We start from the raw sequence: 20661 nt of genomic DNA, 5'->3' as shown, positions 1-20661 counted from the left end.
GTCATCGCGACGGGCCCGTGATTGACAGCATCGGGCCCGCGCGGCATAGTGCAACCTATCACTAAGCAAGCGCTTAGTCATTCGTGGCTCGGTTGGGTTTCCCCAGCTTGGGTGCACACGGCAGAGGTCCCCAGTTCGACCACACCGCCCGGGGTACGGACACCCTCGACAGGAGTAGAGAAGAACCCATGCAGCTGAAATTCAGTCCTGAAGAAGAGGCCTTCCGCGAGGAGTTGCGCAGCATCTTCGCCAAGGTCCCCGAAGACGTCCGCAAGCGGTGCGAAGAGGGCAAGCTCCAGTACCCCGAGGACCTCGTCACCACGACGCGCATCCTCAACGAGCACGGTGTGGCCACCCCCAGCTGGCCGGTGGAGCACGGCGGCAAGGACTGGACCCCGATCCAGCATCACATCTACCGCGAGGAGATGAGCCTCGCGTTCGTCCCCGACATGCTGCCGTTCAACGTCGGCATGATCGGCCCGGTCATCGCCCAGTTCGGTTCCGACGAGATGAAGGAACGCTTCCTGGCCAAGACCGCCAACCTCGACATCTGGTGGTGCCAGGGCTTCTCCGAGCCCGAGGCCGGCTCCGACCTCGCCTCGCTGAAGACCCGCGCGGTCCGCGACGGCGACGACTACGTGATCAACGGACAGAAGACCTGGACCACACTCGGCCAGTTCGCCGACTGGATCTTCTGCCTCGCGCGCACCAACCCCGATGTCAAGAAGCAGGCCGGCATCAGCATGTTCCTGTTCCCGATGGACACGCCGGGCGTCGAGATCCGCCCGATCCAGCTCATCGACGGCAGCTACGAGGTCAACGAGGTCTTCTTCAACGACGTCCGCGTGCCCGCCGAGAACATGGTCGGCGAGGAGAACAGCGGCTGGACCCAGGCGAAGTTCCTGCTCGGCAACGAGCGCAACGGCATCGCCCGCGTCGGCTACACCAAGGCCAAGCTCGCCCGCGCCAAGGAACTCGCCAAGCAGACCCGGACCGCCAAGGGCACCCTGCTCGACGATCCGCTGTTCGCCGCCCGCCTGGCCGAGGTCGAGAACGAACTGCTCGCCCTCGAGCTCACCCAGCTGCGCGTCGCCGCCTCATCGGCCGACGGCAAGCCGAACCCGGCATCATCGCTGCTCAAACTGACCGGCAGCCAGCTGCAACAGGCCGCCATGGAGCTCCTCGCCGACATCGCGGGCCCCGACTCGCTCCCGGTCGCCCAGCTCGACGCCTCGGCTCCGAACGGCAGCGCCGAGGTGAGCGCCCCCGAATGGGCCCAGCTCGCCGCCCCGACCTACCTCAACTACCGCAAGGTCACGATCTACGGCGGGTCGTCGGAGGTCCAGCGCCAGATCATCGACAAGGCCGTCCTCGGCCTCTGAGCGCCGACCCCGCACCTTTCGACCTTTCACTAAGGAACACCATGGATTTCGAGCTTTCCGAAGAGCAGGGGATGCTGCGCGACACCGTTCGCGAGGTCCTCACCAAGACCTACGACGTCGAGACGCTGCGCAAGGTCACCGACACCGATCTCGGCTGGAGCGAGAAGGTGTGGAAGTCGCTGGCCGAGATCGGCATCCTCGGCCTCACCTTCCCGGAGGACGAGGGCGGCATGGACGCCGGCCCCGTCGAATTCACCAGCGTCATGACCGAACTCGGCCGCGCACTGGCACCTGAGCCCTACCTCGACTCGGTCCTCGTCCCCGGCTCGCTCCTCGGCCTCGCCGACGACGCGACCCGCACCGAGCTGCGGACCGCACTGGCGTCGGGCGAACTGCTGATGGCCTTCGCCCACACCGAGCCGGGCGACCGCTGGCCGGAGGCGCGGGTCGAGACCACCGCGTCGACCGACGGCGTCCTCAACGGCACCAAGAGCCTTGTCGGACATGGCGATTGCGCTGCGAAGCTGATCGTGTCGGCGCGCGACGACAACGGCGTCGGCCTCTACCTCGTCGACGCCGATGCCCAGGGCATCACCCGGACGCCGTACCGGACGCACGACCGCCGTCGCGGCGCGCAGATCGAGTTCCGCGACGTCAAGGCGACGCGACTGGGCACCGGCGACGCGTCGCAGACCATCGCCGACGCCGAGGTCGGCATCCAGACCGCACTGTGCGCCGAGGCCGTCGGCGCGATGGAGCGGAGCCTCGACCTCACCGTCGAATACCTCAAGTCGCGCAAGCAGTTCGGCGTCACGCTGTCGGCCTTCCAGGCCCTCACCCATCGGGCCGCCGACATGTACGTCCAGCTCGAACTCGCTCGCAGCGTCAGCATCTACGCGACGTCGGCGCTCGCGGACGGGATCGCCGATCCGATCATCGCGTCGCGGGCCAAGCTGCAGATCTGCCGCTCGGCGCGCCTGATCGGTCAGGAAGCGATCCAGATGCACGGCGGTATCGGCATGACCGCCGAGTACCCGATCGCCCATTACGTGAGCCGTCTGACGGCGATCAGCCACACCCTGGGCGACGCGTCGGACCATGTGACCCGCCTGGCGGAGAACATCGACACCTACGACATGCTCAGCGTCGGCTGATACCGGCTACTGTCCTTCAGCGAAGGCCCTGCGCGTTCTCGCGCGCAGGCCTTCGCTGAAGTCGTTGTCGGGCGGCAGCCCGCTGATTCCGATGCGAGGCGAGAGGGAGCCGGATGGAACTGCTGCGGGACAACCTGGCCGCGGGGGCATCGTTCAGCCTGGTGGGGATCGCCGTGCTCGTCCTCGGTTTCGCCGCCCTCGACCTGGTGACACCGGGCCGGCTGCGGCAGCTGGTGTGGATCGAGCACAACCGCAACGCGGTGCTGCTGACCACATCGATGGTCATCGGCCTCGCGATCGTGCTGGTCTGTTCGGTCATCGACACCGAACTCCTGGAACTGTGGCGCGCGCTGCTCTACACCGTCGCGTACACGGTCTTGGCGATCGCGGTGATGATGTGGTCGTTCGTGCTGATCGACTGGCTCACACCCGGGAAGCTCGGCACGCTGCTCTTCGACGGCGCGCCGCAGGGTGGCGAGACCCCCGACGACGCCGCGACCACCGGACGCCGGGCCGCCGACGAACACCCAGCCGGATGGATCACCGCCGCCGTCTTCGTGGCCATCGGTGCCGTCATCGGGATCACCCTGCTGGTCTGAGTTCGGCGCGACATCGCTGGTCCAGGCGTTTTCCGGGGTTGACTCAGGCGCCCGAACATGCTTATTGACCCTCGGCCAACAAGCCCATAGGGTGAGCGACCATGACCGCAGCACTCATCGAGGAATCCATCGACATCGACGCCACGCCCGAGCAGGTGTGGTCGGTGATCTCCGATCTGAAGCGCATGGGCGAGTGGAGCCCCCAGTGCAAGAAGATGATCATCCGCGGCGGCACCGTCGGGTTGGGGACCAAGACCATCAACATCAACCGCCGGGGCCCGCTGGTGTGGCCGACCACCTCCAAGGTCGTCCGGTTCACCCCGAACCAGGAACTCGGCTTCCGGGTCGCGGAGAACCACACCATCTGGAGCTACACCATCACCCCGAAGGACGCCGGGGTCACGGTCACCGAGCGGCGCGAGGTCAACGGTTCGACCACCAAGGTGTCGTCGGTACTCGTCGACAAGCTCTTCGGCGGCGCCGAGTCGTTCGAAGAGGAACTCAAGCTCGGGATGGCCGAGACCCTCGGCAAGATCAAGCGCGCCGCCGAGTCCAACTGACCCTTCGAGACGCTCGCAAGCTCGCTCCTCAGGGAGCGGAGAGACGCTCGCAAGCTCGCTCCTCAGGGCGCGGCGATCAGGTTCCGCTGAGCTTGCCGATGAGCTCGGGGAGGTCGGCGACCGAGTCGATGATGTGGTCGGGGTAGGGCCCGAACTCGTCACGCTGCAGCGCATGCAGCGCCTCCTCGCGGAACTTGCCGGTGCGGACCAGGACCCCGATCAGCGCCGCCGCCTGGGCGCCGAGAACGTCGTTGTGCATGTCGTCGCCGACCATCACCACCTGGGTCGGCTCGAGACCGAGGACTTCGGTGGCCGCCCGGAAACCGACCGGCGACGGTTTGCCGATCGCCTTGATCTTTGCGCCCGAAGCCTTTTCGAGGCCCTCGAGGTAGACCCCGGTGTCGATGCTCAAGCCGTCCGCCGTCGACCAGGTCATGGACCGGTGCATCGCGATCACCGGAATCCCGTCGAGCATCATCTCCAGGACCTTGGACAGCGTGGCGTGCGTGAAGACCGAACCGGCGCCGCCGAGTACCACCACCTCTGCCGACGCGGGATCGTCGGTCAACTCCACGCCGGTCATGTCCTCGGCGATCGGGCCCTGGTTGAGCACCCACACGCGCCTGCCCGGATAGGTGGCGGCGACGTGTTCGGCGGTCAGCTTGGCGGCCGACAGGATCTCGTCCGGCTTCACCTCGAAACCGCATTCGTTGAGCGCCTCGGCGATCTCGCCACGCGAGCGGGACGTCGTGTTGGTCAAGAACATCCGCGGGATGCCCTGGTCGGCGAGATCGGCGATCGCCTCGACCGCGCCGGGCAGCGCCTGCCACGAGGTGACCATCACCCCGTCGATGTCGAACAGCAGACCCAGCGCCATGCGCACGAATGTAGTCCTCGCCCAGCGGCGTCGCAGGACGGCCCGGCGACGAGCCGGGACGGCGGCATCGTCTCCGTCGACACCTGGCATGCTGAGCGGATGCGTACCGTCGTAGAGCATCAGCGCATCGTCGCGGCGTTGTTCGGCCCCGCCGAACCGTCGGAGATCGCAGTACCCGAATCGCTGGGTCTCGCCACGTTCACCGACGTCGACGCCCCGCTGTCGCTGCCCGGCTTCGACAACTCCGCGATGGACGGATTCGCGGTCCGCGCCGACGATCTCGCGGACGCGAGCGCCGACGACCCGGTCACCCTGCCGGTCGCCGCGGACATCCCCGCCGGCCGCACCGACGACCTCACTCTCGAGCCGGGCACCGCGCACCGCATCATGACCGGCGCCCCGATGCCCGCGGGCGCCGACGCGGTGGTCCCGGTCGAACTGACCGACGCCGTGGTGGGCCCGGTGGCCGCGGCGCCGACCGTCACCTTCACCGCCGCACCCGAGCGCGGCAGGCACATCCGGCGCGGTGGCTCCGACATCGAGGCCGGCACCCGGGCGCTGCCGGCCGGCACGGTGATCGGCGCACCGCAGATCGGCCTGCTCGCCGCACTGGGCCTCGCCGAGATCACCGTCGCCCGGCGGCTGCGGGTCGTCGTGCTGTCCACCGGTTCCGAACTCGTCGAACCCGGAAAACCGTTGCGCCACGGGCAGATCTACGAGTCCAACGGCGCGATGCTGACCGCCGCGGTCATCGAGGCCGGCGCGACCGGCCGTCACCTGCATTTCGTGCCCGACAACACCGCGGACTTCGCCGCGCGGCTCGACGAGGTCGCCGACGACGCCGATCTGATCATCACCTCGGGTGGTGTCAGCGCCGGCGCCTTCGAGGTGGTGAAGGATGCACTGTCGGCGACCGGGACCGTCGAGTTCGTGAAGGTGGCGATGCAGCCGGGTATGCCCCAGGGGTGCGGCCACTTCCCCTCCTCCCGCGGCCGGCGCGTGCCGATCATCACGCTGCCGGGCAACCCCGTCAGTGCACTCGTGTCCTTCGAGGTCTTCATCCGGCCTGCGCTGCGGGCCGCGATGGCACTGCCCGCCGACCGGGAACGGATCCGAGCCCGTCTCGGTGCCGACATCCGCTCACCCCGCGGCAAACGACAGTTCCTGCGCGGCGTGCTCGACGCCGGGCCTCGCGACGGGGTGGTCGGGGTGGACCCGATCGGCCCGCCGGCGTCACATCACCTGCGCTACCTCGCCGAGGCCGACGCGCTCATCGACGTCCCCGCCGACGTCGAGGCGGTCGAGGCGGGCACCCTGGTGGACGTGCTGGTCCTGCGCTGACGACGAGGTCTCCGGGCGCGGCGCTCTAGAGTGGACGCCGATGCACCCGGCGATGCGGTGCGCACCATTTATCCGGCCTGGACACAGGCCAGAGGAGGTTGATCGTGGCCCGACGTCCGCGTCCGGACGGCTCCGGTGACACCGGCCGTGTCGCCCATTTTCTCGATCTGGCCCGAGAGACCATCCCTCCGATCCACCCGGCGGGTGTGCCGTTCGTCGCCGCGCCCGCCGCCGTCGCGCTCCTCGGGCGTCGACACCGCTGGATCGCCCGGCCGGCCGCGCTGACCGCCGGCGCGTGCGCTGCTTTCTTCCGGCATCCGAAGCGGGTCACCCCCACCGAGCCAGGTGTGGTGGTCGCCCCCGCGGACGGGACCATCGCCCTGGTCGACGAGGCCGTCCCGCCCGCCGAGTCCGGCTTGGGCACACAGCCACTGCCCCGGGTCTCGACCTTCCTGTCGATCTTCGACGTCCACGTGCAGCGCGTCCCGGTCGCCGGCACGGTGACGACCGTGACCCACACGCCCGGCGCGTTCGTCTCCGCCGACCTCCCCGAGGCCAGCCGCGACAACGAGCGCACCACGATGACCATCCGCACCAGCGCCGCAGACGGCGCGCCCGGTCCCGAGCTGGCCGTCGTGCAGATCGCCGGTCTCATCGCCCGTCGGATCGTGTGCGAGCCGTCGGTCGGGGACTCCCTGACGATCGGCGAGACCTACGGGCTTATCCGATTCGGATCGCGCGTCGACGTCTACTTCCCGGCCGGCACCCGGCCCCGCGTCTCGGTCGGCCAGCGCGCGGTCGGCGGCGAGACCCCGTTCGCGTACCTGGATCAGTGAACTCCGGCCCGGTGAACCCGACCGACATGACCTCACCCGGCACGAACCCCGGGCGGCGACGCCCCGGCTCGCGCACCGCGCGCAACCCGACCGCGCGCTCGGCCAGCCGGCACGCACAGACACATCCGGTTCCGCGGGAGCCGGAGCGCCGGCGTCTGCGCCGCCAGGCACAGGCCAGCCGCATCGTCATCCCGTCGTCGCTGACGATCCTCGCGATCTGCGCGGGCCTGACGGCCATGCGGTCGGCGATCAACGGCGACGTCGACACCGCGATGGCTCTCCTGGTCGCGGCCGCGTTCCTCGACGGCATCGACGGTCGGGTCGCACGCCTGATGGGAGCCACGAGCCGGATCGGCGCCGAGATCGACTCGCTGGCCGACGCGATCAACTTCGGTGTGGTGCCGGCGATGATCATCTACTTCTACTTCATCGACGGGCATGACCTCGGCTGGGTGCTCGCACTGATCTACTGCTGCGCCATCGTCCTGCGCCTCGCGAGGTTCAACACCCTGCTCGACGACGACGAGGCACCCGCGTACACCAAGGATTTCTTCGTCGGTGTCCCCGCGCCCGCCGCGGCGATCTGCGCGCTCCTGCCCATCGGGCTGGAGCAACAGTTCGGCGACGGGTGGTGGACGTCGCTGCCGGCCGTCGGCGGGTGGCTGATCTTCGTCGCCTTCCTGGCCGTCAGTCGCGTCCCGACGTCGTCGCTGAAGACCGCGTCGATCCCGGCCCGCGCGGTGGCCGGCCTGCTGGTGCTGGTCGCCGCGGCCGCGGCACTGCTGGTGACCTTCCCGTACGTGCTGATGATGATCGCCATCGCCGGATACGTCCTGCACATCCCGTACGCGTGGCGCGCGCGCCGCTGGGTCGCCTCCCGGCCCGAGCACTGGGACGACAAGCCGGCCGAACGTCGGGCACAGCGCCGGGCCCTGCGTGCCACGTCGCCCGGAGGTCGACGCCGTCGGCCGGTCATCAACTCCCTCGGCCGCATGGGCCTGAACCGTCCCACCGGCCCCGGCCGGTCCGTGGTCGGCGCGCCCGGCGAGACGACCGAAAGCGAGTCCGAATGAGCACACCGGCCTCCCTCACGCTGACCGCGCGGCACAATCCCTCGGCGGCCGAGGCGCGGCGCGGCATCATCCGCGTACATCCCGAGGTGTTGACGGCCCTCTCGCTGCGGGAATGGGACGCGGTGTCGATCACCGGCGCACGGGTCACGGCGGCCGTGGTGGCCGCGACCGAGGCCTCCGCGCCGACCGGCGTCGCCCTCCTCGACGAGATCGCCTTCTCCAACGCCGGTGTCCGCGAGAACTCGACGGTCGTGCTGGCGCCCGTTGAGGTGCAGGGCGCAAGCCGGGTGGTGGTGAGCGGTTCGGCGCTGGCCACCCAGTCGATCACCGAGTCGACGCTGCGCCGCGCGCTGCTGGGGAAGGTCCTGTCCGTCGGCGACGCCGTCTCGCTGCTCCCCCGCGACCTCGGCCCCGAACTCGCCGCGACCGAGGCCACGCGCGCCCTGGCCCGGTCGGTCGGGATCACCTGGACCACCGAGTTGCTGACCGTCACCGCCACCGAGCCCGGGCCACCCGCGGGCGGTCCGGCGTCGACGCCGGTGAGCGTGCAGACCAACACCGCCGTGCTGTGGTCGACGACCGCGGGCGAGGTGCCGCCCCTCGTCGACCGGACCGGTCCGGGGTCACCCCGGATCCCCGGCGCCCTCGGCATGGTGTCGGAGTCCGACTCCCGCCCGCGGCCGGCCGCCGCGCCCAGCCCGGTCCGCGAGCCCGCCCGGGAGCCCGAGATCCCGGTCCGGCCGGTGTCGGAGCTGGTCGGCGTGGACTCCCAGATCACCAAGCTCACCGAGTGGCTCACCATCACCCTCGACGAGCCGGAAGTGCTGCGCACCCTCGGTGCGACACCGCGTCTCGGCGTCCTGGTCACCGGCCCGGCCGGCGGCGGCAAGGCGACCTTCGTCCGTTCGGTGTGCGCGTCGCGCACGCTGGTGACCATCGACGGCCCGACGGTCGGTGCGACGGAGGCCAACAGCCGCCTGCGGACGGTCGCCGACGCGGTGGCCCGCACCCGGGCGGGCGCCGGGGTCCTGCTGATCACCGACGTCGACGCGCTGTTGCCCGCCGAACCCGAGCCCGTCGCCGCACTGATCCTCGACGAACTGCGTTCCGGCATCGCCGACGGCCGCATCGCACTCATCGCGACCACCGCCGAACCGGTACGCCTCGACGCCCGGTTGCGCGACCCGTCGCTCTGCGACCGGGAACTGGTCATCGGCCTCCCCGACGCCGCGACCCGGGCGCGGTTGCTCTCGGCGATCCTGTCGAACGTCCCGACCGACGGCGACCTCGACCTCACGTCGGTCGCCTCGCGCACCCCCGGTTTCGTCGCCGGGGATCTCGCCGCGCTGGCCCGCGAGGCCGCGCTGCGCGCCGCGACGCGTGCGAGTGCCGAGAAGTCCGCGCCGTCGCTGCGCACCGAGGATCTCGTCGGCGCCCTCGACGTCATCCGGCCGGTGTCCCGTTCGGATTCCCCCGAAGTCGCGCTGGGCTCGATCACCCTCGCCGACGTCGGCGACATGGTCGAGACGAAACAGGCTCTGACCGAAGCGGTCCTGTGGCCGCTGCAACACCCCGACACCTTCGCCCGGCTCGGCGTCGACCCGCCGCGTGGGGTGCTGCTGTTCGGCCCGCCGGGCTGCGGCAAGACCTTCGTCGTCCGCGCGCTCGCGGCGTCGGGTCAGTTGTCGGTGCACACGGTCAAGGGCGCCGAGCTGATGGACAAGTGGGTCGGGTCGTCGGAGAAGGCGGTGCGGGATCTGTTCGCCCGTGCCCGCGAGTCGGCGCCCTCGCTGATCTTCCTCGACGAGGTCGACGCGCTGGCCCCGCGCCGCGGTCAGTCCACCGACTCCGGTGTCGGCGATCGGGTGGTCGCCGCGCTGCTCACCGAACTCGACGGCGTCGAACCGCTCCAGGACGTCGTGGTGCTCGGTGCGACGAACCGACCCGACCTCATCGACCCGGCGCTGCTGCGGCCCGGGCGGCTGGAACGGCTCGTCTTCGTGCCGCCGCCGGACGCCGACGCCCGCGGGGACATCCTGCGCGCCACCGGGCGCGACGTCCCGCTCGACGGAGTCGACCTCGATGAGCTGGCCGGCGACCTCGAGGGCTACTCGGCGGCCGACTGTTCGGCCCTGCTGCGCGAGGCCGCCCTGTCGGCGATGCGCCGGGACATCGACGCCGCCGCGGTGACTGTGGCCGACGTCGAGGAGGCCCGCAAGCGGGTTCGGCCGTCGCTCGATCCCGCGCAGGTCGCCGACCTCAAGGCCTACGCCGAGCGCCGGCTCGACTGAGCACCGCCGAGCCTCCCTCGGCCACCGGGTGAGTCCCGGAACACACCAGGAATAACCTCCGATAGTTGTTGGTTGCAACCATCACGACTTATAGTTGCATCAATCAACCAATCGGGTGCGCCACCGCGCGCGCCGATTCGCCGCCCGCCCGTCTTCTCGTCGCGGGCAGCTCTCTTTCTCGGAGGTTTGCCATATGAGTGCACCCGCGTCCGCGATGGCGCCGGCCGAAGACGTGCCGATGACGCATCGTCAGAAGATCGAGGCCCTCATCGGCCTCCTGCTCGGCATGTTCGTCGCGTTCCTGTCGTCGACCGTGGTGTCCAACGCCTTGCCGACGATCATCACCGACCTGCACGGCACCCAGGACCAGTACACCTGGGTCATCACCGCGACCCTGCTCGCGTCCACCGCGACCACGCCCATCTGGGGCAAGTTCGCCGACCTGGTCAGCAAGAAGCTGCTGGTCCAGGGCGCGCTGTTCCTGTTCACCCTGGGTTCGGTCCTCGCCGGGCTCTCCACCTCGGTCGACATGCTGATCGGCTTCCGCGTCATCCAGGGCCTGGGCCTCGGCGGCCTGCAGGCGCTGGTCGTGATCGTCGTCGCGACGATGTTCAGCCCGCGCGAACGCGGCCGCTACCAGGGCCCGATGGCCGCGGTGATGTCCGTCGCGACCGTCGCCGGTCCGCTCATCGGCGGCGTCATCGTCGACACCAGCTGGCTCGGCTGGCGCTGGACGTTCTACGTCTGCGTCCCGCTCGCCGTCATCGCCCTACTCGTCATCCAGCGCACGCTGAACGTCCCGGTGGTCCGCAAGAAGGTCAGCATCGACTACCTCGGTGCCGCCCTCATCGCCTCGGGCGTCAGCACCCTGCTCATCTGGGTGACGCTGGCCGGTAAGAACTTCGACTGGGCCTCGCTGACCTCGTACGGTCTCGTCGCACTCGGTGTCGTGCTCCTCGCCCTGGCGATCGTCGTCGAGTCGAAGGTCTCCAGCCCGATCATCCCGCTGCACATCTTCCGCGACCGCACCACCACGCTGGCCACCCTCGCCAGCGTCGGCGTCGGCGTCGCACTGTTCGGCGGTGCGGTCTTCCTCGGCCAGTACTTCCAGATCGCACGTGGCTACTCCCCCACCGCGGCCGGCCTGCTGACGCTGCCGATGGTCATCGGTTCGATGCTGTCGGCGACCGTGTCGGGCAACCTGATCACCCGGTACGGGCGGTGGAAGCGATTCCTCGTGGCCGGTGCCGCGATGATGACGATCGGCTTCGGACTGCTCGCGACCATCGACGCACACACGGACATGGTCGTGGTCGGCGTGTTCCTTTTCATCCTGGGCTGCGGCATGGGCATGACGATGCAGAACCTCGTGCTGGCGGTGCAGAACAACGTCAGCCCGGACAACCTCGGTGCGGCGACCTCGACGGTCACCTTCTTCCGCTCACTCGGCGGTGCCGCGGGTGTGTCGGTGCTCGGCGCGGTGCTGTCCAACCACGTCACCGACCTCATCGCGAAGGGGCTCGGCGCGCTGGGCATCGGCGCCGGTGCGTCGGGCGGCGGCAGTGCCGGGCTGGCGAACCTGAACGAACTGCCCGCCCCGATCGCGGCCATCGTGCGCGGCGCGTACGGCGACGGCACCGCCCGGGTGTTCCTGGTCGCGGCGGTCATGGCCGCCCTGAGCTTCATCGCCATCGCGTTCATCAAGGAGGTTGCGCTGAAAACGATGAGCAGCGACGAGGAGCGCCGCGCGCAGGAGGCGGCGGTCGCCGACGCCACCGTGCCAGCAGCCGTGGCACCGTCGACGGTCGGTCCCGTCGCGGACGACGCCATCGCCGGCGAGACGCGGACGGGCGACGCCACCCGCGCCCGATGAACACCATCGCCGTCGGGGTCGATCTGAGTCCCGAATCCGAGGCGGCCGCTCACTGGGCGGCCGCCTCGGCCCGCGACGGGGACCGCCTGCTACTGATCCACGGATTCGCGGCAGCCGTTGCGCTGCAACCACTCAGCGAGTTCGAACTCGACTTCGACGTCACCGCCACGCGGCAAGCAGCTGCCGCCCACCTGACCGCGGTGGCCGGCCGTCTCGGCACCCGACATCCGGGCCTGCGCATCGAGACCGTCGTCGAACACGACTTCGCGATACCCCTGCTCACCAGGCTGTCGGGTCAGGTCGATCTGATGGTCCTCGGCCATCATCGACCCGGCCTCATCGAACGCCTCACCACCGGGAGCATCAGTTCCGCGCTCTCGGCCCGGTCGCGATGCCCGGTCGTGACGGTTCCGTACGGCAACCTCGCGACGGGCGGTCCGGTCGTCGCGGCCATCGATGCCGACGCCCCGTCCGATCTCGCGCTGTCGACCGCCTTCGAGTACGCCGATGCCACCGACAGCCCCGTGGCGATCGTGTGCGCGATCCCCGACGACGCCCCGCCCACTCGGATCGAAGCGGTGTACGCGCGAGCCGATGCGCTGCTCGAACCCTGGCGCCGGCGCTTCCCCGACCGCGACACGACGCTGCAGTTGGTCAACGGCAACCCGTCGAGGGCCGTCGGCGAGGCGGTTCCGCAGGCGTCGCTGCTCGTCGTCACCCGGCCACGCGCGGGGAGCACCTTCGCGACCTGGGCGGGGTCGGTGGCGCGCGCCGCTCAGCACCACACGCGATGCCCGATCGCGATCGTCGATCACAGCCGGTCCGGTCACCTCGACCGCGGGTCGACGAGCTAGTGCGATGCCTACTCCACGTTGACCAGATAGAACACCGACGACCCACCGCCCGCAGCCTGCGGGGACGCGCCGATCTGGACCCAGTAGGTCGAACCCTCCTTGGTCGCCGACAGCACGACGACCGATTGTCCGCCCTCGGTCGACCGGTGCGATTCGACGTAACCGGCCTCGGTGAGCGTCTCGGTCGCGGCCTCGAGCTGATTGCCCGCGTTGGCCGGGCCCTGCACCGCGACCTCCCAACCGTCGGAGCGACTGCCGCTCGCCGAGAGCACGTGACCGTCGATGAGCGGGACCTGCGCGGCCGGGAAATCCGACGGCAACGGGACGCCGTCGGGGCCGGCCTGCTCCTCGTCCGCACAACCCACGACGAGGCCGAACACCAGCAGGACAGCGGCGATGCTGACGGCGGTACGCCGGAGCCAGTCGAACCGGAACATACGGGCAACGGTAAAGTAGCCACCGCGGGTGCTCGCCCGTGACACCCCGCCGGGAGAAAGACGGAGTGCCCTTTTGATCTCTGTGTTGGCTGCGTTGGCAGTGTGCGCACTCGTCGCGCCCGCAGTCATCCATTGGATGGGTACCCGCGGTTTCTACGTTCTCGCACTGGCGCCCCTCGGCGCGCTGATCTGGGTCGTGCTCAACTGGCCGCCGGCCGATGCGGCTGCCGCCCGCGTCGAGACGGTCAGCTGGGTCCCATCACTCCAGATGGACATCGCCACCCGCTTCGACACCCTGACCGCGATCCTGTCGGTGCTGATCCTCGGGGTCGGTGCGCTCGTCCTCTGCTACTGCGCCCACTACTTCGACGACGCCCGTCCCCGCGTCGCCGTGTTCGGCGGCGAGATGGTCGCGTTCGCCGCGGCCATGTTCGGCCTCGTCATCTCCGACAACATGCTGGTGCTGTACGTGTTCTGGGAGCTCACGACCGTGCTCTCGTTCATGCTGGTCGGCTTCTACGGGGTGCGCGCGACGGCTCGGCGGTCCGCCACTCAGGCGCTGCTGGTCACCACGTTCGGCGGTCTGGCCATGCTCGTCGGCATCATCATGCTGGGCGAGCGGTCGGGCACCTACCTGTTGTCGGAGATCGTCTCGGCACCGCCGACCGGCGTCTACGTCGACATCGCGGTGGTCCTGCTGCTGATCGGCGCGCTCACCAAATCGGCCATCGTCCCGTTCCACTTCTGGCTGCCCGGCGCCATGGCCGCACCGACCCCGGTCAGCGCGTACCTGCACGCGGCCGCGATGGTCAAGGCCGGCATCTACCTCATCGCACGTCTCGCCCCCGCCTTCTCGGTGACGATCAGTTGGCAGATCGCCGTGGTGGGGCTCGGCCTGGTGACGATGGTGCTCGGCGGATGGCGCTCGCTGCGCGAGCTCGACCTCAAACTCATCCTCGCGTTCGGCACGGTGTCCCAGCTCGGCTTCATGGCCGTACTGGTCGGCATCGGCGACGCGAACGTCGCCATGGCGGGCATCGCGATGCTCGTCGCGCACGCGCTGTTCAAAGCGTCGCTGTTCATGGTCGTCGGCATCATCGACCACTCGACGGGTACTCGTGACGTCCGCAAGCTCGCCCGGCTCGGCCATCGTCTCCCGGGGCTGGCGATCACCGCCGCGGTCGCCGGGGCGAGCATGGCCGGCATCCCCGTCACCCTCGGATTCGTCGGCAAGGAAACAGCTTTCGCCTCGGTGTGGGAGACCGGGGCGTTCGTCTCGTGGCAGGCCCACGCCGTCGACATCATCCTGCTGGTCGGCTCGATCATCACCTGTGCCTACACGCTCCGTTTCCTGTGGGGCGCGTTCGGCCGCAAGGTGCGCAGCACCCCGAGTCCGGCGGTCGCCAAGATGCACCCGCCGAAGTGGCCCTTCTACTTCTCGCCGGTGGCGCTCGCCGCGGCCGGTGTGGCGGCCGGCGTGTTCAGCCCGCAGCTAGGCGCTCTCTTCGAGCCGTACGCCGAGACCCTCGACGGCTACGGGCACGAACTCGAGCATCTCGCGCTGTGGCACGGGTTCGGTCTGCCCGTCGTGTTCTCGATCATCGTCATCGTCGGCGGCGCCCTGCTGTTCCTCGGTATCCGCCGGGTCCGCGACCGCGTCTTCGGCTTCCGCCCGCTGGTGAACGCCGACCGCATCTACGACGCGACGCTGCGCGGAGCCGACACCCTGTCGCTGCTGCTGACGCGCAACACCCAGCGCGGGTCACTGCCGGTGACGCAGGGCGTCATCCTGTGCACCGCGATCCTGCTGCCGACCATCGTGCTGTTCGCCGGCGCTCGCGACCGACTGGAGATCGACTACGACGCCAAGCCGGTGCAGCTGGTGATCGGCGGGTGCATCGTCGCCGCGTCGTTGGCCGCCGTGCTGCTCCGCAACCGCCTCGCGGCGACCCTCGTCGTCGGGATCACCGGTTACGGCTGCGCGATGCTGTTCGCGCTGTACGGCGCCCCCGACCTCGCGCTCACCCAGTTCCTCGTCGAGACGCTCACCCTGGTCATCTTCGTGCTGGTGCTGCGTAAGCTGCCCGCCGAACCGGAGAAGCGGCACGCCACCGGGTTCAAGCCGCTTCGCGCCCTCATCGGACTCGCCTTCGGCGCCATGTTGGTCCTGATCGGGTTGTTCGCGGCGTCCGCCCGCTCGACCGAACCGCTCCACGTCGACCTGCCCGAGGCCGCCTACGACTACGGTCACGGCGCCAACGCCGTCAACGTCCTGCTCGTCGACATCCGCGCCTGGGACACCCTCGGCGAGGTGTCGGTGCTCATCGCGGCCGCCACCGGCGTCGCGTCGATGGTCTTCCGCAACCGCCGCTTCGGAGCGGCACCACGCGTGGCCGACGCCGCCCGGCTGCAGGCCGGCGACAACGGGGACGACAGCGACGACGACGATCACGTCCCACCGGACCGCACCACGTGGCTCCTCGGTTCCGGACTGCGCGACCCGCGCCACCGGTCGATGGTTCTCGAGGCCACGACGCGGTTGCTGTTCCCGACGATGGTCGTGCTGTCGATCTACTTCTTCTACGCCGGCCACAATGCGCCGGGCGGTGGCTTCGCCGGCGGCCTGACGATGGGTCTCGCGCTCGTCCTCCGCTACCTGGCGGGCGGACGCTACGAACTCGGTGAGGCGCTGCCGATCGAGCCCGGCCGCATCCTGGGCGCCGGCCTGGCCGTCTCGGCGACCACGGCGATCGTCTCGATGTTCCTCGGCGCCCCCGCACTCTCGTCGGCGGTCTTCGAGGTCACCGTCCCGGTCCTCGGCGACATCAAGTTCGTGACCGCCCTGTTCTTCGACCTCGGCATCTACCTGATCGTTGTCGGGCTCGTCCTGGACGTGCTGCGAAGTCTCGGCGCGCGTCTCGATGTGGAGACCACGATCGCCCGCACCGCGGCGCGCATCGAGAACTCGCGTGGCGACACCGCGACGGACGACGCCGCGAACACCACCGGCGAGCAGGTGAGCCGATGACCACGAATCTCTCGCTGATGCTGGTCGTCGGCGCGATGGCGGCGTGCGGCGTGTACCTGCTGATGGAACGCAGTCTGGTCCGGATGCTCTTCGGGCTCCTGCTCGTCGGCAATGCGCTCAACCTGATGATCATCGTCGTGTCGGGCGGCATGGGGAACCCGCCGATCATGGGCCGGTCGTCGGAGAACCGGGCGTCCGACGCCGATCCCCTCGCGCAGGGCATGGTCCTGACCGCGATCGTGATCATGATGGGCGTCGCCGCGTTCGTCCTGGCACTGGTCTACCGGCTGTTCGTGATCAACCGGGACGACGACGACGTCGAGGACGACGAGGAGGACGTCAAGATCTTGAGCGGATCGCTGGGGACGGCACCCGACCGCGATCGCAGCGACGATCCACTGACCCACTCCGACACCCCGACCGGCGATCACTTCGACGACAAGGGCAATCCGCTCACCGCGGAGGAGGCCGCCGCCCGGCACGCCGCGCTCTACGAGACCGACATCATGCCGACGGACTCCGACGTCGTCGACGAGATCGGCGGCGCGGAGGAGGAGCCCGATCCCGAGACCTCGGCGCAGACCGCCGCCCGCGAGGACGGGCCGGACGTGTACGGGCCGGGCGAACTCGGTCCCGACGAGGTGGGCCCCAAGTCGGCCGTCGCACCTCCCGACGGGTCCGGCGAGGACGACGCCGACCCCGACGTCATCGACCAGCGTGAGATGCCGGACCGCGACGTGGTCGGGCCGGACAAGAAGAAGCACGCCGACGAGAACGGGGGTGACCGATGACCCCGCAGGAGTCATGGATCCCCGTCCTGATCACGCTGCCGACGCTGGTGCCGCTGGGCGCTGCCGCCGTCTCGCTGCTGCTCGGCCGCAGCCCCAAGATCCAGCGGGCGGTGTCGATCGTCGCCATCACCGTCGCGTTCGTCGCGTCGTGCCTGATGCTGTACCTGACCGACCGCCACGGGACCTTCGCGGTCGCGATCGGCGGCTGGGGAGACAAGGGCTACCCGAACGGACCGCTCGGGATCACGCTGGTCGTCGACCAGCTCGCGGCCCTGATGCTCGTCGTCTCGACGATCGTGCTGCTGTGCGTCGTCGTGTACGCGATCGGGCAGGGTATCCGTGACGGCACGGCCCAGCAGCCGACATCGATCTTCCTGCCGACCTACCTCATCCTGACCGCGGGTGTCTGCAACGCGTTCCTCGCCGGCGACCTGTTCAACCTGTACGTCTCGTTCGAGATCCTGCTGACCGCGAGTTACGTGCTGCTGACCCTCGGGGCGAGCGCCGAACGTGTCCGCGCGGGCGCGTCGTACGTGATGGTGTCGATGGTGTCGTCGCTGATCTTCCTCGCGGGCATCGCGTTCGCGTACGCGACGACCGGCACCCTCAACCTCGCCGAGATGGCCGTGCGCCTCGACGACGTCCCCGACGGAACCCGCAACGCGCTGTTCGCGGTGCTGCTCGTGGCGTTCGGCATCAAGGCCGCGGTGTTCCCGCTGTCGACGTGGCTACCCGACTCCTACCCCACCGCGCCGGCACCCGTCACGGCCGTGTTCGCCGGCCTGCTCACCAAGGTCGGTGTGTACGCGATCGTGCGCGCCCACTCGCTGCTGTTCCCCGGCGGCACGATGGACACGGTGCTGCTGGTCGCCGGCCTGTTGACGATGCTCGTGGGCATCTTCGGCGCGATCGCCCAGGCCGACATCAAGCGACTGCTGTCGTTCACCCTCGTCAGCCACATCGGCTACATGATCTTCGGCATCGCGCTGTCGTCGGACCTCGGGATGTCGGCGGCGATCTACTACGTCGCCCACCACATCCTCGTGCAGACGACGCTGTTCCTGGTCGTCGGCCTGATCGAACGTCAAGCCGGTTCGGCCTCGCTCCGCCGCCTGGGCGGGCTCATCGCCAGCCCCCTGCTGGCCGTCCTGTTCCTGGTGCCCGCGCTGAATCTCGGCGGCATCCCACCGTTCTCCGGTTTCATCGGCAAGGTCGCCCTCCTCGAGGCGGGCACCCAGGACGGGTCCGTGCTGGCCTGGATCCTCGTCGCCGGGTCGGTGGTCACCAGCCTGCTCACCCTCTACGTCATGGCCCGCATCTGGACCAAGGGATTCTGGCGACCGCGCGCCGACGCCCCCGAAGGCGATCTCGCCGACAAGGGCCCGTCCGCACTGATCGACGAGAGCGCCGACGACGCCGCGTTCTCCGACCGTGAGGACGTCGGTCGGATGCCCGTGATGATGGTGCTGCCGACGATGGCGATGGTGGCCGCGGGACTCGTGCTCACCCTCTGGGCCGGGCCCATCTTCGACTTCACCGACCATGCGGCGACCGACGTCGTCGACCGCGCCGTCTACGTCGACGCCGTGCTGGGAGTGGGTGGTACCCGATGAGCGCGCAGGATCGAGCCGACGACCGCGCCCGCGGAGCATCCGCGGCGCCCAAACGGCGGCCGCCGGTCGTCTCGACCAAGGGACCGGTCCTGTCCCTGGTCATCAACGTGTGGCGCGTGTCGCTGCTGTTCGTCTTCTGGCACTTCGTCGGCGCGCTGGTGTGGCTGCGCACGCACACCCGTGTGCCCAGGTGGCTGGGCAGCGACGGCCGCGAGGTCGCGGTCCGGTTGTGGACCATCGCGTGGCTGACGTTCGTCTGGGTCCTGTTGTGGGGCACGCTGTCCTGGGCCAATGTGATCGCAGGGATCGTGCTGGCGATGCTCGTGCTGACCGTGCTGCCGTTGCCGCGGGTCCCGGTCGAGGGCCGTATCCATCCCCTGTCGGTACTGCAGCTCGTCGGCCGTCTGATCGTCGACTTCTTCGTGTCGAGTGTGCAGATCGGCTGGATGGCCATCCGTCCCGGCCGGCCACCGCTGGGCGCCGTGGTACGGGTGCGCGTCGCGATCAAGTCCGACATGGTGCTGACCCTGGCCGTCGACTACCTCAACCTGGTGCCGGGCACCATGGTCCTGGAGATCGACCATCGACGCCGGATGCTCTACGTGCACGTCTTCGACGTCCGCTCGGAGAAGAAGGTGCGGGCCTTCTACGATCAGGTCGCCTACGTCGAGCGGATGTTCATCAAGGCGTTCGAGCGGGACAGCGAATGGCATCCGAGTCCGTTCCACGGCATCGACGAGGACTTCCACCACGTCCGCACGGTGGACCGGTCGGTCGACAACGCCCGGTCGATCGACGACGCCGAACCGGAACGACGACCGGCCGAGCCCGAGCGGGAACGAGGTGACTCATGAGCTACGTCTGGACGATCGCCGCCGCCATGCTGCTCGTCGCCGCGGTGCTGACGATGATCCGCATCCTGCGCGGCCCGACCACGCTCGACCGACTCGTCGCACTCGACGTGCTCATCGCGCTGTGCATGTGCGGCCTGGGGACCTGGGCGGCGTTCAGCCGTGATTCGACGGTGGTCCCGGCGATCGTGGCCCTGGCCCTCCTCAGCTTCGTCGGGTCGGTGTCGATCGCGCGGTTCCGAGTCCGGGACGACCAGACATGATCATCGACATCGTCAGCGCGACGCTGCTGCTCCTCGGATGCCTGATGGCGGTCACCGCCGCTATCGGACTCGTCCGGTTTCCGGACACCCTGAGCCGGATGCACGCGGCCACCAAACCGCAGACCTTCGGCCTGCTCCTCATCCTGCTGGGAGCCGTGCTCCGGCTCGGCGACAACGTCGACAGCGGGATGCTGATTCTCGCCGGGCTCTTCGCCCTGATCACCGCACCCGTCGTGGCGCATCGGATCGGCCGGCTCGCCTACCAGGAGCAACGGGCCCGCGACGGACTCATCGATCAGCGGGACATGGAGTCGCCGGACCGGGACTGAGGTGATCGGTGTCACCGGGTGTCGAGTGCGCGCACGACGCGGGCGAACTCCGGCAGCAGCGTTCGAGCCCATGCCCGTTCGATCCCATTCCGCGCGAATCGCTGGTAGCGGTCGGCAAGGTCGAAACCGCTCATCTGCCAGAACAACCGGCTTCCCCGGCCGTGAGAGGCCAACCGGTAGTCCATCATCCAACGCTGTGGCGGGCTCCCCCGAAGGTCGGTCCAGCTGTAGACCAGGTGTTCGGGTTCGTGTGCCACCACCACCTGGCAGGCCATCTCCGCGCCCGGCTTGCCCGGCACCGCCACCTCGACGATGAACGTGGTCCCGACGACCGGCCGGAAACCGACTGTCGGCGACAGCCATTCGGCGATCAGATCCGGCTCGGTCAGCGCGCGCCAGGCGACCGCCGGCGGCCGTTCCACGAACACTGCAAGGTCGATCAGCGACGGGTCCGGCTCCGAGTCCTCGAACATCGCTCAACCGCGCTTTCAGGACCCTTCGAGCTCGGC

At 69.4% G+C, this 20661-nt stretch carries 19 protein-coding genes; 16 read left to right on the top strand and 3 right to left on the bottom strand.

Going from position 1 to position 20661, the window contains the following annotated elements; translation table 11 throughout:
* The first annotated feature begins 188 nt into the window (after nucleotides 1–188).
* The 4 genes from ACFVHY_RS00095 (at nucleotide 189) to ACFVHY_RS00080 (ending at nucleotide 3695) form a co-directional block, all read left to right on the top strand.
* Nucleotides 189–1382 (top strand): acyl-CoA dehydrogenase family protein, encoded by a 1194-nt coding sequence (locus ACFVHY_RS00095; RefSeq protein ID WP_058251335.1) that lies wholly within the window; start codon nucleotides 189–191, stop codon nucleotides 1380–1382.
* Nucleotides 1383–1423: 41 nt separating this feature from the next.
* Nucleotides 1424–2536, top strand: a complete 1113-nt coding sequence (locus ACFVHY_RS00090) for an acyl-CoA dehydrogenase family protein (protein WP_390266793.1) — start codon at nucleotides 1424–1426, stop codon at nucleotides 2534–2536.
* A gap of 113 nt (nucleotides 2537–2649) precedes the next feature.
* Nucleotides 2650–3135, top strand: coding sequence for a DUF350 domain-containing protein (locus ACFVHY_RS00085; RefSeq protein WP_390266790.1), 486 nt, complete (start codon nucleotides 2650–2652; stop codon nucleotides 3133–3135).
* Nucleotides 3136–3236: 101 nt separating this feature from the next.
* Entirely contained in the window at nucleotides 3237–3695 is a 459-nt protein-coding gene (locus ACFVHY_RS00080; RefSeq protein ID WP_058251338.1) for an SRPBCC family protein, read from the top strand.
* Between the two features lie 76 nt (nucleotides 3696–3771).
* Here the strand turns inward: ACFVHY_RS00080 and ACFVHY_RS00075 are convergent, their stop codons facing one another.
* A complete protein-coding gene (locus ACFVHY_RS00075; protein WP_390268741.1) occupies nucleotides 3772–4572 on the bottom strand; it encodes an HAD-IIA family hydrolase in 801 nt (266 codons plus the stop codon).
* A 99-nt stretch (nucleotides 4573–4671) separates the two neighbouring features.
* On the opposite strand from ACFVHY_RS00075, the gene glp reads away from it, so the two are divergent.
* The 6 genes from glp to ACFVHY_RS00045 all read left to right on the top strand — a co-directional run bounded on the left by glp (nucleotide 4672) and on the right by ACFVHY_RS00045 (nucleotide 12840).
* Complete coding sequence (glp, locus tag ACFVHY_RS00070; protein WP_390266786.1) at nucleotides 4672–5913, top strand: gephyrin-like molybdotransferase Glp; 1242 nt, start codon at nucleotides 4672–4674, stop codon at nucleotides 5911–5913.
* 104 nt (nucleotides 5914–6017) lie between these two features.
* Nucleotides 6018–6749, top strand: a complete 732-nt coding sequence (locus ACFVHY_RS00065; protein WP_390266783.1) for a phosphatidylserine decarboxylase — start codon at nucleotides 6018–6020, stop codon at nucleotides 6747–6749.
* A 26-nt stretch (nucleotides 6750–6775) separates the two neighbouring features.
* Nucleotides 6776–7822: a CDP-alcohol phosphatidyltransferase family protein gene (locus ACFVHY_RS00060; protein ID WP_390266780.1), complete on the top strand. Its 1047-nt coding sequence runs from the start codon at nucleotides 6776–6778 to the stop codon at nucleotides 7820–7822.
* Nucleotides 7819–10113, top strand: a complete 2295-nt coding sequence (locus ACFVHY_RS00055; protein ID WP_390266777.1) for an AAA family ATPase — start codon at nucleotides 7819–7821, stop codon at nucleotides 10111–10113. The genes ACFVHY_RS00060 and ACFVHY_RS00055 overlap by 4 nt, the downstream gene beginning before the upstream one ends.
* A 193-nt stretch (nucleotides 10114–10306) precedes the next feature.
* A complete protein-coding gene (locus ACFVHY_RS00050) occupies nucleotides 10307–11986 on the top strand; it encodes an MDR family MFS transporter (protein WP_390266774.1) in 1680 nt (559 codons plus the stop codon).
* The gene (locus ACFVHY_RS00045; RefSeq protein ID WP_390266771.1) at nucleotides 11983–12840 is read left to right on the top strand and encodes a universal stress protein; all 858 of its coding nucleotides are present in this window, start codon (nucleotides 11983–11985) and stop codon (nucleotides 12838–12840) included. The genes ACFVHY_RS00050 and ACFVHY_RS00045 overlap by 4 nt, the downstream gene beginning before the upstream one ends.
* Before the next feature lie 8 nt (nucleotides 12841–12848).
* Here ACFVHY_RS00045 and ACFVHY_RS00040 read toward each other — a convergent pair whose 3' ends face one another.
* Nucleotides 12849–13277: a hypothetical protein gene (locus ACFVHY_RS00040; protein WP_058251345.1), complete on the bottom strand. Its 429-nt coding sequence runs from the start codon at nucleotides 13275–13277 to the stop codon at nucleotides 12849–12851.
* A 73-nt stretch (nucleotides 13278–13350) separates the two neighbouring features.
* Here ACFVHY_RS00040 and ACFVHY_RS00035 point away from each other — a divergent pair, with 73 nt between their 5' ends.
* The 6 genes from ACFVHY_RS00035 to mnhG are packed head-to-tail and all read left to right on the top strand — an operon-like array spanning nucleotide 13351 to nucleotide 20152.
* Nucleotides 13351–16305: a Na+/H+ antiporter subunit A gene (locus ACFVHY_RS00035; protein WP_390266768.1), complete on the top strand. Its 2955-nt coding sequence runs from the start codon at nucleotides 13351–13353 to the stop codon at nucleotides 16303–16305.
* Nucleotides 16302–17096 carry a Na(+)/H(+) antiporter subunit C gene (locus tag ACFVHY_RS00030; protein WP_390266765.1) on the top strand — a complete coding sequence of 265 codons (795 nt, stop codon included), beginning with the start codon at nucleotides 16302–16304 and terminating at the stop codon, nucleotides 17094–17096. The genes ACFVHY_RS00035 and ACFVHY_RS00030 overlap by 4 nt, the downstream gene beginning before the upstream one ends.
* Entirely contained in the window at nucleotides 17093–18709 is a 1617-nt protein-coding gene (locus ACFVHY_RS00025; RefSeq protein ID WP_390266762.1) for a Na+/H+ antiporter subunit D, read from the top strand. Before ACFVHY_RS00030 ends, ACFVHY_RS00025 begins: the two co-directional genes overlap by 4 nt.
* A complete protein-coding gene (locus ACFVHY_RS00020; RefSeq protein ID WP_390266759.1) occupies nucleotides 18706–19563 on the top strand; it encodes a Na+/H+ antiporter subunit E in 858 nt (285 codons plus the stop codon). The genes ACFVHY_RS00025 and ACFVHY_RS00020 overlap by 4 nt, the downstream gene beginning before the upstream one ends.
* Nucleotides 19560–19823, top strand: a complete 264-nt coding sequence (locus ACFVHY_RS00015) for a monovalent cation/H+ antiporter complex subunit F (protein WP_058251350.1) — start codon at nucleotides 19560–19562, stop codon at nucleotides 19821–19823. Before ACFVHY_RS00020 ends, ACFVHY_RS00015 begins: the two co-directional genes overlap by 4 nt.
* Nucleotides 19820–20152, top strand: coding sequence for a monovalent cation/H(+) antiporter subunit G (gene mnhG, locus ACFVHY_RS00010; protein WP_390266756.1), 333 nt, complete (start codon nucleotides 19820–19822; stop codon nucleotides 20150–20152). The genes ACFVHY_RS00015 and mnhG overlap by 4 nt, the downstream gene beginning before the upstream one ends.
* Before the next feature lie 11 nt (nucleotides 20153–20163).
* Here the strand turns inward: mnhG and ACFVHY_RS00005 are convergent, their stop codons facing one another.
* Nucleotides 20164–20625 (bottom strand): SRPBCC domain-containing protein, encoded by a 462-nt coding sequence (locus ACFVHY_RS00005; protein WP_390266752.1) that lies wholly within the window; start codon nucleotides 20623–20625, stop codon nucleotides 20164–20166.
* Nucleotides 20626–20661: the final 36 nt, after the last annotated feature.

The organism is Gordonia sp. NPDC127522, assembly GCF_042672305.1.
In the GTDB taxonomy this organism is placed as follows: Bacteria; Actinomycetota; Actinomycetes; order Mycobacteriales; family Mycobacteriaceae; genus Gordonia; species Gordonia hongkongensis.
This window is presented reverse-complemented; position numbering and strand designations above follow the sequence as displayed.